Source organism: Dissulfuribacter thermophilus, from assembly GCF_001687335.1.
Classification (GTDB): Bacteria; Desulfobacterota; Dissulfuribacteria; order Dissulfuribacterales; family Dissulfuribacteraceae; genus Dissulfuribacter; species Dissulfuribacter thermophilus.
Genome location: NZ_MAGO01000002.1, coordinates 50,145 through 63,123, shown reverse-complemented (window position 1 = coordinate 63,123; position 12,979 = coordinate 50,145). Strand labels below are relative to the sequence as shown.

Annotated in this window: 12 protein-coding genes; 4 read left to right on the top strand and 8 right to left on the bottom strand. The window is 45.2% G+C overall.

The window, feature by feature from the left end:
• Positions 1–19: 19 nt before the first annotated feature.
• The 4 genes from DBT_RS02200 to DBT_RS02185 form a co-directional block, all read right to left on the bottom strand.
• Complete coding sequence (locus DBT_RS02200) at positions 20–415, bottom strand: OB-fold nucleic acid binding domain-containing protein (protein ID WP_067616019.1); 396 nt, start codon at positions 413–415, stop codon at positions 20–22.
• A complete protein-coding gene (dnaE, locus tag DBT_RS02195; protein ID WP_067616014.1) occupies positions 412–3,009 on the bottom strand; it encodes a DNA polymerase III subunit alpha in 2,598 nt (865 codons plus the stop codon). The genes DBT_RS02200 and dnaE overlap by 4 nt, the downstream gene beginning before the upstream one ends.
• Positions 3,006–3,620 (bottom strand): transcriptional repressor LexA, encoded by a 615-nt coding sequence (lexA, locus tag DBT_RS02190; protein WP_067616012.1) that lies wholly within the window; start codon positions 3,618–3,620, stop codon positions 3,006–3,008. Before lexA ends, dnaE begins: the two co-directional genes overlap by 4 nt.
• A gap of 67 nt (positions 3,621–3,687) precedes the next feature.
• Positions 3,688–4,356, bottom strand: a complete 669-nt coding sequence (locus DBT_RS02185; protein WP_067616010.1) for an SOS response-associated peptidase — start codon at positions 4,354–4,356, stop codon at positions 3,688–3,690.
• A gap of 109 nt (positions 4,357–4,465) precedes the next feature.
• Here DBT_RS02185 and DBT_RS02180 point away from each other — a divergent pair, with 109 nt between their 5' ends.
• Positions 4,466–4,987 (top strand): HPF/RaiA family ribosome-associated protein, encoded by a 522-nt coding sequence (locus DBT_RS02180; RefSeq protein ID WP_067616008.1) that lies wholly within the window; start codon positions 4,466–4,468, stop codon positions 4,985–4,987.
• 26 nt (positions 4,988–5,013) lie between these two features.
• Here DBT_RS02180 and DBT_RS02175 read toward each other — a convergent pair whose 3' ends face one another.
• Positions 5,014–5,472 (bottom strand): CBS domain-containing protein, encoded by a 459-nt coding sequence (locus DBT_RS02175; RefSeq protein WP_244155289.1) that lies wholly within the window; start codon positions 5,470–5,472, stop codon positions 5,014–5,016.
• A 220-nt stretch (positions 5,473–5,692) separates the two neighbouring features.
• Here DBT_RS02175 and DBT_RS02170 point away from each other — a divergent pair, with 220 nt between their 5' ends.
• Both DBT_RS02170 and DBT_RS02165 read left to right on the top strand, forming a co-directional pair.
• The gene (locus DBT_RS02170) at positions 5,693–6,070 is read left to right on the top strand and encodes a DUF2267 domain-containing protein (protein ID WP_067616004.1); all 378 of its coding nucleotides are present in this window, start codon (positions 5,693–5,695) and stop codon (positions 6,068–6,070) included.
• Between the two features lie 40 nt (positions 6,071–6,110).
• On the top strand, positions 6,111–6,650 hold the full coding sequence (locus DBT_RS02165; protein ID WP_067616002.1) for a THUMP domain-containing protein: 540 nt from the start codon (positions 6,111–6,113) through the stop codon (positions 6,648–6,650).
• 68 nt (positions 6,651–6,718) lie between these two features.
• Here DBT_RS02165 and DBT_RS02160 read toward each other — a convergent pair whose 3' ends face one another.
• A complete protein-coding gene (locus DBT_RS02160) occupies positions 6,719–8,218 on the bottom strand; it encodes a multiheme c-type cytochrome (protein ID WP_067616000.1) in 1,500 nt (499 codons plus the stop codon).
• A 544-nt stretch (positions 8,219–8,762) separates the two neighbouring features.
• Positions 8,763–10,088, bottom strand: coding sequence for an alanine/glycine:cation symporter family protein (locus DBT_RS02150; RefSeq protein ID WP_067615996.1), 1,326 nt, complete (start codon positions 10,086–10,088; stop codon positions 8,763–8,765).
• A 307-nt stretch (positions 10,089–10,395) separates the two neighbouring features.
• On the opposite strand from DBT_RS02150, the gene DBT_RS02145 reads away from it, so the two are divergent.
• Entirely contained in the window at positions 10,396–11,193 is a 798-nt protein-coding gene (locus tag DBT_RS02145) for a DUF169 domain-containing protein (protein ID WP_067615994.1), read from the top strand.
• Between the two features lie 13 nt (positions 11,194–11,206).
• Here the strand turns inward: DBT_RS02145 and malQ are convergent, their stop codons facing one another.
• Positions 11,207–12,763 carry a 4-alpha-glucanotransferase gene (malQ, locus tag DBT_RS02140; RefSeq protein ID WP_067615992.1) on the bottom strand — a complete coding sequence of 519 codons (1,557 nt, stop codon included), beginning with the start codon at positions 12,761–12,763 and terminating at the stop codon, positions 11,207–11,209.
• Between the last annotated feature and the right edge of the window lie 216 nt (positions 12,764–12,979).

The following is a 12,979-nucleotide window of genomic DNA, read 5'->3' as shown; positions in this document are numbered from 1 at the left end:
TCGTTTTGGTATTTGGCTACTAAGGGATTTGGGGAAAGATCCTTTTTACTACAATCGACATAGCCCTTTTCCCCTTGCCCTCTTTTTTCAATATGCCTTCAACAGCTAAAATTTCAGATGTGAAGATTTCTCTTGCCCACTTCTTTTGAATATCTTCAAAGGCCACAAGGTCAATGAGACCTGTTTCGTCTTCTATGGTTATAAACATCACCCTTTTGCCAGATCGTGTTGGTGGAGTATGCACCATTACAAGGGCGCCTGCCACCTTTACCATTGAATTATTGGGGATGGTCTCAAGGTCCTTTTTACTTAAAAAGCCCAGGGCATTTAACTGTGGACGCAAATACTCTAGCGGATGACCATTTACCCAGAGATCAAATATATGAAAGTCAAGGTTTGTTTCTATGGGATTCATGCGGCTTTAAGTGCTCCTTTTATAGTACCGGCAATGTAAAGAGTATCTAATACGGCGTTATTTAGCCCTGTCCTTGCTTTTAAGTCGTAAATGCCAAAGTACGGCCCGTTCCTATCCCTTTCCTCAATTATCCTCTGAGCAATCCTGGGGCCAATACCGTATATGACTGTTAGGGGAAGTCGTATGCCCGGACCTTCTGGAGCATATTTTAGAGCGCTCTTATTTACGTTTGGCGGATAGATTGGGATCCCCTTTCTTCTTGCCTCATTCAGGATTACACCTGGAGGATAGGAGCCGACATGGCCTGCATTTAGAAGCCCTATATAAAACTCTTTTGGGTAGTGGGCCTTTATGTAAGCGCTCTTTAGAGTGATTTCAGAAAAAGCCACTGCATGAGCCTTGCAAAAGCCATAAGCAGCAAAGGCTGATACCCTCTTGAAGACCTTTTCCGCAAGTTCTTTTGAATGCCCCATGCGTTTTGCTCCATCCATAAAGGCCTGTTTGAGGCGCTCCATCTCACGCTTTGAACGGTTTTTTGTCATAGCCCGTCTAAATGCGTCTGCGTCGTCGTATGAAAAGCCTGCAAACCTATGGACGATCTCTAGAACCTGTTCCTGAAACACGATAACGCCATATGTTTCTTTAAGAATCGGGGCGAGAATTGGGTGGAGGTAGTCTATTGCCTCCTCTCCGTGTCGCCTTTTTAGGTATCTGGTCACCATATCGCTTTTTACTGGCCCTGGCCTGAAGAGCGAGATTTCAGCTACTATGTCTTCAAACCTTTCAGGAAGGAGTCTTGCAACAAGGTTTCGCTGCCCTGGAGATTCAAGCTGAAAGACTCCAAGGGTGTCTCCAGAGCTTAAGAGTTCATAGGTCTTACGATCATCTATAGGGATATTTTTGATGGTCTGGCCACCTGGACTACTGAGGTTAGGTATGCACTCGAGGGCTTTTTTAATGGCTGTATGCATCCTTAGGCCTAGGAGGTCTAGCTTTAAGAGCCCAAGTGTCTCTACTGCATCCTTATCGAGGTGTGTTACCCGAAATTTCTTTCTGGAAGAAAAGAGGGGAGTCCAGTAGAGAATATCGTCAGGGGCCACTACCACGCCTCCAAGGTGCACAGATGACTGAAATGGAAGGCCCTCCAGCCGTTCTGCTGCACGGACGAGGTGTTTTTCGTTCTTAAGAGGGGAGTCTTTTAGCTCAGGGAGGTGTTGAAGGGCCCTTTCAAGGGATATGCCCCTTAGTGACCATGGAAGACACTTTGTGAGCCTCTCTATCTCATAAAGGGGGTATCCCATGGCCCGGGCTAAAAGCCGTACAGCACTCCTTGGCCTGAAGGTATGGATTGTGGCAACGAGAGCAGAGCGTTCAGGTTCATGGTTTAAGAGCCAGTGGGTGACTTCGTCTCTTCTTTCCGAGTCAAAGTCCATGTCAATATCAGGGATATCGACTCTTCCCTGGTTTATGAATCTCTCAAAAAGGAGCCTGTGGCGTATGGGGTCAGGTCCTCCAAGGAGGAGATGAACGAGAAGGGACCCTCCTGATGAGCCTCGTATACTGGAAATGATTCCTTTTGAGTCTGAGAACCGTTTTATCTCACTCATTAAAAGAAATATCTTTGAAAGGCCTTTTTGGGATATGACCTCTATCTCTTTTGATAGCCTTGAGATATACGCAGGGGCACATGGACTGTAACGCCTTGATAATGCTTTAAGAGACATCCTCCATAATATGTCTTTTGCGCTCTCTGTCTCATATTGTGCCAGATTCCTTCTAATTGCTGATTGGCCTGTAAGGATCTTGAATCCCTTTAGTCTTTGCGCAAGCTTAATGGTTTCTAATGCTGCATTCTCATAGGGGATGAGCTCTAGGGCTTTCTTTAGCGTGAGAGGATAAAATGAATCTCCGGCAAGGGCTGTTACTGTTCTTTTGTGGTGTTTTACCTGGATTTTTATGAGCAGTCTGTGGAGCCAGGCATCACACTTTCTTAAGTAAACTACAGGGTTGGATATAATGGTCCGAATGGAATGTTTCGCTGCTAGTTCGTTCAAAAGTCTGTTGGTGGCTCGATCATCTTCTACATTTTTTGAAAGGCAAAGGTAGAGATTGTGGTCAAATATGGACTTTAGCTCTAAGAGCCCCTTTTCAGCAGCCTCAATATTTCCCTTCCTTGCAAATGCCCTGATCGTTGAAAGGTGTCCGCCTGCAATTGCTATAAGATAGTCTGCCTTATCCCTTAGCTCTTTTAATGTTACGAATGGGGTAGGAGATCTTAAGAGCCCGTTTGTAATAATGGCATTTAGATTTTTAAAGCCATTTCTGTTAAGGGGATATAGGCTTAGCCATGAACCGTCCTTTAGCATTATCCTTGCCCCAATTATTGGCTGAATTCCCTCTTTTCGCGCGGATACAACAAAGTCCGCCAATCCATACATGCTCCACCTGTCTGTTAGACCTACTGCCCGCTGGCCAAGACTCTTTATAGCCCTTACGAGTTCTTCCGGCCTATATGTGCCGTGGAGAAAGCTGTAGGCACTTTCTGCCTCAAGGTTTACGAATCTGTCCTCATAGAGGTGAGCATCTTCAATCATGAAAAACGCCTGATAATGCCTACGAGCATCCCCAGTATGGTTACTTTACTGCGTTCTTCTCCCTCGAATACTAAAGGTGGATAGGCAGGGTTTTCTGAAAGGAGCTTTATGGAATTTTCATCCCATTTAACCCTTTTTAGTGTGGCTTCATGAAAAAGCCCTTCTACCATTACTGCAGCTATGGTGCCCTGTTCTACAACTGGCCCTGGCTTTATAATGGCAATATCACCTGGACGTATGTGCTGGCCTATCATGGAGTCTCCTTTGACCAGTAGGGCAAAACACTCTGATGCACCAAATAGCCCTGGATCACATGGAAGTTCTTCTATGATCTCCTGATTGGCCTCGATAGGAGGACCTGCGGCAATCTTTCCAATGAGTGGAATGTGCCGTAAATTTGGAGGCACCTTTAGCCGTATGGTACGCCTTCTTCCTTCATCCATGTCAAGAAGGCCCTTTTTTCTTAAACTTTTTAGCACCTTGTACATACTTCCAGGACTCTTAAGCCCCAGGCCCTTACAGATCTCTCGTATAGAAGGGCTGTGGCCATGTTGTTTGTAAAATTCCTTTATGAATTCAAGGACTGTCTGTTCCCGTTCAGTAAGATGCATAGACGGAGAATAGAGAACATTTGTTCTCTTGTCAAGGGAACTAAGTTAAAGCTAGCCAAAAATTTTTTTATTTGCGGTTTGTTAGTGGTTTAATACATAATGGATTATTATTTTGGGGATTGTTAACATAGGTACTGACTGGATAGGCAACCATTTTTTTACTAGGAAAAGGTCTTAAAAGCGATTCTGCCATCTTTGAAGTTGGGGCAGCCAACCATATGTCATAATCTTTCTTCTCAATAATAACTGGCATCCTATGGTGAATAGGTCTTATCAATTCGTTGGCTTCAGTGGTAATGATAGTGCAGGATTCAATAACTTCGCCATCTGTTCCCTCCCAATGTTCCCAAAGAGCGGCAAAGGCCATAATCTCCTGGCCTTTTAAGTGCAAGAACCATGGTTGCTTTTTTCCATCTTTTTTCTGCCATTCGTAAAAGCCTGTGGCTGGGATGAGACACCGACGTTTTCGAAAGGCATTTCTGAATGCAGGCTTGGTGTTAATTGACTCTGCCCTGGCATTTATCATCTTGTAAGCGATTTTTTTGTCTTTAGACCATGAAGGGATGAGGCCCCAATGGAGCAAAACCAGTTCTCGAGAGTTTCCCGCTTGTCTTATGGCTGCAATGTCCTGGCCTGGAGCGATATTATAGCTGGGTTCTATAGGAGGGGCATGGGAGAGACTAAAGTGTTCGAGTAGTTCTTTTTTGGAGGCTGTAAAGGCGAAACGACCACACATGTTTTTCTATTTTTTTGTGCGAAAAGCCATTTACTAAATTATTAATCTAGCGGCTTAGGTATTGCAATCCAGTGATAACTCCTTAGCTTAATTAAAAGGAGGTGGAGAAATGGATGTCCATATTGAAGCCAAAAACGTTACGCTTCTTCCAAACTGGGAAGAAAAGATAAATGAAGAGATCGCCAAGATCCAGAGACATTTTCCTGACCTTATTCATCACTTACGGTTTGAGCTCATAGGGACAAAACATCATCGACTCGGATATGTTGAAATCCACATAGTTGCCTCGGTGCCTGGGGAAACAATTGTGGTGAAGCGCAAGGGTGAGAGGGTGCAACTTCTTTTGGTTGAATGCTTTGACAAACTGGATCGTCAAATCAGGGAATACAATCGAAGACGTCAGGGAATCATCAAGTCTCATGAAATGCACCCAGTTGGTTCAATAAAAAGGATCTTCCGTGAAGAAGGTTACGGCTTTCTAGAGGGAGCCGACGGCGAGGAAATCTATTTCCAGCAAAGTGCTGTTAAAACTATCCCTTTTAAAGATCTTGAAGTAGGAGACCTAGTCAGATACGAGGGAGAGCAAAGAGAAAAGGGTCCCCAGGCCATATGGATAAAACCTGCACGATAAGGCAAGTTTCACTTTTCACCGTATATTCAGACTCGAAAGCTCTGCGCCTGCTGCCTTCGGATCAATTTGACTAATTCATCCATTTCCTCTGCAATCAGATCAAGGAGATCATCTAAAGTTATTATTCCTACAAGGGAATCGTCCTTATCGCTGACTACTGGAATCCTTCGCACTGAAGCAGAACGCATCAGCCTAATGGTATCTCCAATTCCCTGATCTTCCCGTATTTTTACTAGCTTTGAGCTCATCACCTCTTGAACAATGGTCTGTTCAGGATTGAGCGAGGAAGCTACTACTCGAATCGCGATGTCTCTGTCTGTTAGAATTCCAACAGGACGTTCATCTTTTATTACAACTAAACAGCCAACCGAATGATTTTTCATGAGCCTAGTAGCTGTCAAAACGCTTTCTTCTGGTGCAACGATGACCACTTCACGATTGCAAATTTCCCCAACCCCCATCTTGTCCTCCTTTATTTTATCCATGGCATAGAGGCCATGGAAAGGAGTTTTTAACGATGAAAATATTTTTTGTTTACCAAACTATGAATAGGTTAATGTAGTGGTTTAGGCAAGTCAAAGTAAAAAAGTGTTTAAATAAAAAAATAATATCTATTTCATATTGACTTATAGGGGGGCAGTGACCAGCTTTAAATGAAACCCTTTTCCATAAAAGGTTTTTCCCTAAAAAGGAGGTGGGATTGCCATGAAGAAAGATGAATTCATTAAAAATGTCCAAGAAAAGGCACAACTTCCCAACAAGGAAGAGGCTGTATGGGTCACAGATGCGGTCCTAAAGACCCTATCCGAGCGTTTGACCGAAAACGAGGCTTTTGATCTGGCCTCACAGCTACCCCAGGAACTCAAAGGCATCGTTGAGGGAGCAAAGGAAAAAATCATAAAAATGAATCGCAAGGAATTTGTAGAACGCGTTGCTGAGTTATTGAAAACAGATGCAACAGAGGCAGAGAGGTATACGAGTGCCACCTTTTCAGTTCTAAAATCGGCAATTCAGCCAGGCGAAATAAAAGACGTTCTAGCCCAACTACCTAACGATCTTGCCGCAATGATGGCCAGGGCCTGATCCTATGGCCACAATTGTCACTTAATCTATCAAAAGTACTATGCGTGACTGGAACGTAGTCATAACTGTTCACACAGGGGAGTTTGGCACGGCACGTAACATATTGAAAAAACTGGGCCCTATGGCAAAGACGGGTTTTTATAACGTGTTAGTCATGAAGGTAGAAGATCCGATAGGCTTTCTTGAAACCATTCACAATTTGGTTACAGAAGATCCTCATCTCCTTCATATTCTTTCTAGGGTAGTGCCTGCAACCAAGACCTTTGATTTTAAAACGGCTGATGAATTTGAGGAAAACGTAACCAAAGCCGTTCTCTCATGGCTCCCAAAGATAGCTGATCGTAGTTTCCATGTGCGTATGCACCGAAGGGGCTTGAAGACTCAACTGTCCAGCCAGATCGAGGAACATCTATTAGATGAAGAACTCCTTAGGGCACTGGAAGAAAATGGAAAGAGTGGAGAAATCACCTTCGAAGACCCAGATGCGATCATCTCTGTTGAGACCGTGGGAGAGCGAGCTGGTCTGTCCCTCTGGACAAGGGATGACCTCAGACGATACCCATTTCTTGGGATGGACTAGAGGCCTTCCCTTTGCATAGATAAGTGTTCAGCTTAACATGTGAAGCCCCAAGGGACTCGAAACTTTGCTTATTTTTTCTTCTTAGTGGCCAATTTAAAGTCTAGCCAATCTGCCATCTGTTGAATATTTTTTGACATGTACCACCGGCCATTGGCAAATACTCCGTAGTCAGCTCCAGCCATGGCAGCAGCAAATCTAGTGGAATTGGCATAAAAGAGCCATTGCTCAACCCACATCTTCTCTATGGCCTCGTTGAAGATACTGTCCTTTTGGGCAAGGCCTTTGGCAACATTTTTCTCCCATGCGGCAACGAGTATCTTGGTTGCTGTGAGGGTCATCTGATTGGTGGTTTTAATGGTATTGTCAAACCTTTCAAAATGCCCTTTTACCCATCCCATGCTATGGCAGGACAGGCAGACTTTTTGCATCTCTGCCTCCCTTTTTTGCTGCTCTTTTTCATTGATAAGGGCAGCGGATACTGGCTCACCTGTCAATTCAGTAGGAAGCGGAAGCCCTGCCTTGTTTTTTATAATGGTGACGTCAGAGGATTTTGGATGGGCATGGGCATAAATCAATCCGAATATCCTCCATTTGCTCCTGTCATTCATCTGATGAGTCCTTTTTACAATCACTTCTCCGTCTTTATTGGCAATAAGACTGATGTGGCAGGTGGCGCAGGTAGGAGCTGAAAAATCCCTTCCCACTACCCAGGGAGTAGCTAAAAAATTCCATTTAGTGGCATAGGAAGAGTAGATGTTTCCATGCTTGCTTACTGTGTAAACCTTGTATGCAGGGACATCAGGGCCCTTATGGCACTCGGCACAGGTATAGGGTTTTCTGGCAACGGCTATTGAGAAGCTGTGACGGGGGTGGCATGAGCTACACGATCCATGAGTGCCATCAGGATTTATCCTGCCTACCCCTTGGTTTGGCCAGCCTTTGAGTATTGGAAACTCCATATCTCCCAAATCAGTCTCCAGGGTCTGCATCCCCTTCACCTCAATCCTGGTTCCATGGCAAAAAAGGCATGAATCTGCCTCGGTGCTATCATCCACCTTTTTGGCGTAGGTGACCTTTCCTCTGTGGAAATCCTGGATAGCATTGATTGAATTCATGAGATCCTGGTATACTGGATTCCCTTTAAGGTTCTTGTATGCCATTGACATGAGGTTTTTACTGTATTGTTCTACTTCTTGGGGGTGGCAGATTGCACAATCGCCTGGACTCACCACTATATGTACCTGATAACCGTTGTGCTCAAATGTATCCTTGTGTGCCTTGGCATTGGTGATATGGCATTCTGCGCAGCCGATGACGACCTTTCCAAGGCCTGTAGGGACCTTGTCTGTGGAAATTGTACGGGAAATTGCGGGTTTCTTCAGTGCCTCTACTACAGTAGTTTTTGCATGCACGCTTTTTTGCCAGTTTGCCACTATCCCAGGGGTTACAGTCTCATGACACTCGAGGCATGTTTGTGTTGCCTCGCTTACCTCTAGGGCCATTACAAAAGTGGGCAGGGTCAGGACCGAAAATGCCACCAAGATTGCGGTTATAAAGTGTCTTTTCATGATTTTGCCTCCTCTAGTAATTATTTGAATGGGTTAAACCCTTTGGCATATCAGTTTTCCTGCCTGCCAGATTTCCAGCCAGAGGAGGATGAGTATAGGTCTAGGACGTCCAAAAATAGCTCAGGGCCTTGTAGCGTTTCTGTATACAGGCGGGAATAAAACCAGATTATGCAGCTCGCAAGTTTGCCGAAGATGCGAGGCGGAGGGCACGCAGACGTACTTTGGTACTTCAAGTTCCCGACAACAAAGCAGATTCGGTAAAATTGCGAGCCCCTTGCGGCTTCAAATGCCTGAGGATTTATCACGGATTGAACTTCACCTTTTGAGTGAAGGCACAACGGGAAAAGATGCATGCTAACTATACAATAATTCATAAAAATTATTTTCCTCAGGCATTTGAAGTGCATAATTTGTGATAAAACCACTCTATCTTTAATAATACCGTTGCTATCTATTATAAGATATTTTGGGGTCTATATTCCAGTAAAAAATTCAATTTGAGTCTTTGAAATGAGATTTTCATGTGCTTTTTCCGTATTACCTCTTAGCTCTTAAGCCTTTCCTGAGTTTCCTTGACAATTATCCCGGAAAGCCCAAGGAGACCTATGAGATTCGGTATGGCCATGGCACCATTCATGGTATCTGAAAAGTTCCAAACAAAGTCTATCTTCATGAAGGCGCCAAGGGCAATGGCAAGGCAAAATAAATAACGGTACGGAGTTCTCGCCCTGATTCCAAGTATGTATTCCACACACTCTTCACCATAGTAGGCCCACCCGATCATGGTGGAGTAGGCAAAGATGGCAAGGCAAATGCTTACGATGTAACCTCCAACTCCAGAAAGTCCTATCTCAAATGCCTTGTAGGTAAGAGCGCTGGAAGTGAGTCCTGACGTCCACGCTCCTGTAGTGAGAATGACAAGTGCCGTTAGGGAGCAGATTATGATTGTATCGAAAAAGACTCCGGTCATGGCAATGAGACCCTGGCGCACTGGATCATTGGTCCTTGCAGCGGCATGGGCGATAGGGGCACTTCCAAGGCCGGATTCGTTGGAAAATACACCCCTTGCAATCCCAAACCGTATCGCCTGGGCCACAGTGGCACCTGCAAAACCTCCTGTAGCAGCCACTGGAGTGAAGGCATAGCTAAAGATCAATTTAAGTGCCTCGGGAATCTTTTCGAAGTGGAGGAAAAGAATGGTAAGTGCCCCTAGAACATAAAAGACTCCCATAAAAGGGACGAGTTTTTCAGTAACTTTTCCTATTCTCTTGATGCCGCCTATAATTACGATTCCAGTCATGATTGCCAAAATGATGCCAGTAGCAGGCAAAGGCACGGACCAGTGTTCGTTAAGCACCATTGCCACTGAGTTTGATTGGACCATGCTTCCGATACCAAAGGCGGCAACTGAGCCCATTAGGGCAAAGAGCCAGCCAAGCCATTTTTGCCCCAGCCCATTGGAAATATAAAGCATTGGGCCACCCTGCATGGTGCCGTCTGGAAGTACCCTTCTGTATTTGACTGCTAGGACCGCCTCTGAAAATTTAGTGGCCATGCCGAAAACTGCACACACCCACATCCAGAATATGGCACCCGGGCCACCCAAATAGATGGCTGTTGCAACACCTGCTATGTTCCCAGTGCCTATAGTGGCAGAAAGGGCTGTGGTAAGCGCCTGAAGGGGAGGAATGTCACCTTGGCCCTGTGCCTCAGGCCTTGAAATCACAAGTTTCAGGGCTTTGGGGAGCTTTGTGAATTGAATGAACTTTAACCTCAAGGTGAGGTATATTCCTGTTCCCACAAGGAGAATAAGCATATAGGGACCCCATACAAAACTATTGGCTACAGAGACTATTTGATTGATATCCATTTTGCCTCCTACAAGTAATTTCTAGCCTAATGAATGAAATTAAATGAGTTTGTCCTATAAAGCATGAAAATTTTATCTATTCACGTGAAAAATGGCACTCACTGATTTCTATCTAATTTTTTCTTAAATTACCTATCAAATGAGTTTGTCGCTACCTTGCAAGGCATATTTATGGGGTTGCATCCAACAAAGATGCTATTTAATGTTGGTATTAGCTATAATAACAATAGGAAAAAATAATAGATTTTTCCTATGTATTCAGAGTCTTCAATAGAAAAATTGAATCTCTAAAGGAGAATTTAGGAATATGGATAGTGGATTAAAGAGATTTTTAGATCTTGAAACACTATTTATGAAGCACCTTCGTCTATATCATCACCCTGTTGGAATCTTTTTTGAGGAGAAGGGTAAAAATAGGATCGTCCCAGAATTGGTCCCGAAAAACAGGTTGAGCTTCTGCCAGCTCCTGGCCTTTGTGCGAGAGGTGGGAGAAAGTGTCCGTCTAGAAGCAAATCGCCTGGGCTGTATTACTGCTGCAGACGTATTCGGGTTTAAGAATGAGCGTGAGAAGGCGATTAAGACCCTTAAGAATTATCTCAGCCCATCTGAGGCAGAGAGTTTCTACGACGTAAGGCCAAGATTTGCCTTGGGTGAGATTGAGTCCGTGGTACTAGCCCCCCTTGGAAAATGCTCTGAGGAACCGGATGTAGTGGTAATGGTGCTGGACGGGCTTCAGGCCATGCATCTACTGGACTTTTATGCAAAGGCACAAGATATGTCCGAGATACCCTTGAGCCACAACGTAAACGGTGCCGCCTGTGCAAATGCAGTAAAGGCCTTGAAGAAAAATGGGCCTCAACTTGCCCTTCCGTGTCCTGGTGCCTTTACCTCAGGTAAGATGGAAAGGGGAGAGTTGATCTTGGCATTTCCTTGGAAGGCCTTTTTGAAGGTGGCCAAGGTGTTGGAGGAAAAGGCTGAGAAGGGAAGGGTGTCACTCCTCGGAGGTGAAGAGCTAGTGGGAAATGATGTGTGTAGAAATTGTCCGCTAATAAAATTTGAAAAGGTGGCTGAAGGGGAAAAATGTGGGCAGGAGGCGCATACCTGATCAAACGGGATAGTTATGGGGTTTTAGGGGAAAGATCAGGTGGAAATCTATTATAGAATTTTGCCTCTTCTGCCAGAGCCTTTGCCACGTTTTCTGTAATGAACCTTGGGGCCAGTCTCCAGATCCAGTTACCTTTGCTGGTTGATGGCGTGTTCATGCGGCAATCGTCTCCAAAGCCCAGGACGTCCTGCATGGGGATCACTGCCAGCTTTGCAACAGAAGAGTAGGCCATGCGAAGGAAGTCCCAGTGGATGCTCGTTCCATCGCTGTTGGCATAACGGCGGGCTCTGGCCTTTGCCTGTTCGCTCACTTCTGGGTGGAGATACCAGCCAACAGTGGTGGAATTGTCATGGGTTCCTGTGTAAACAACGCAGTTACTATCTTCAAAGTTGTGGGGAAGATACGGATTGGTCTCGTCAGAGTCAAAGGCAAACTGGAGTACCTTCATGCCAGGAATGCCCAGGGCCTTTCTAAGTGCCTCTACTCCTGGAGTGAGGGTCCCAAGGTCTTCTGCCACGATTTCAAGCCCTGAAATGGCTTCCCCCATCTCTTTAAAAAAAGTGAGCCCTGGCCCTTTTACCCATGTGCCATTTACAGCGGTCTTTTCCCTTGCAGGGATCTTCCAATAGGCCTCAAAGCCCCTGAAGTGATCGATCCGAATTACATGAACGAGTTCCCTAAGCCTTAAGAAACGCTGGCGCCACCATTCGTACAGGTCTTTATTGGGGCTTTTTCCTATTTGCCAGCGATATAAGGGGTTTCCCCATCTCTGGCCAGTTTTGCTAAAGTAGTCTGGTGGTACCCCTGCTATAAAACTAGGCCTAAGGGTCTGGGAATCGAGGTCAAAGGCCCCCTGATTGGCCCATACGTCAACGCTGTCTGGAGAGACGTATATGGGCATGTCTCCAAAGAGTTTTATGTTCAATGACTCCGCCTTGGTCTTTAGCCTTTTCCATTGCATGTCAAAGATGAACTGGCAAAAGGCATGAAACTTTACCTTCTCTTCTAGCTCCTTTTGAGCCTCATCAAGGGCATGAGGGCTTCTTAAGGCAATGGGCCTTGGCCATTCATACCATGCCCGTCCTCCAAATTTTTCTTTAAGGGCCATAAAGAGACTGTAGTCCCTGGCCCAATCCTTTTCTGAAAGAAATTGATCGAGCTCCAAGAGGAAATTTTTTGACTCTCGTGCCCTTAAAAAGGCCTTTTCTAAGAGGGAGTGCTGAATCGATGAGACGGTTTCGAAGTCCACGAGGTATTCTGAAAGCTCTGGAAGGCCGGTCAGGTCCTTTTCTTCCAATAAACCGTCTGCTAGTAGATCCTCAATGGAGATCATGAGCGGGTTTCCAGCAAAGGCAGACGGGCTCATGTATGGTGAATGCCCACAGGACTTTGAAGTGGGAGAAAGGGGCAGAAACTGCCAATAGCTTTGTCCTGCCTTTTTTAGGAATCTTAGGAAATTTCTTGCCTCAGGGCCAATCTGACCTATGCCGTAGGGGCCAGGAAGTGAGGTAATGTGGAGAAGTATGCCGCAGCTTCTTTTGCCTGGCGTGGGTTTACATCTTTCTTTCATGGCAACAAATATAACATGGTATGCTTTTTAGGAAACATGTGAACTCTAGACTCAGATTATGCAGCTCGCATTAAACCCAAACTTTTATGACGAAGAAAAATTATATTTGTTTTTAGGGGGGCGGACTTTGCTCCAAACGGAACATGGCCTCGCTCTTGAGCCGTGCTCCGCTTGGCCGACCTACACGGCATCCATGCCGTGAAGGTCGGTGCGTGC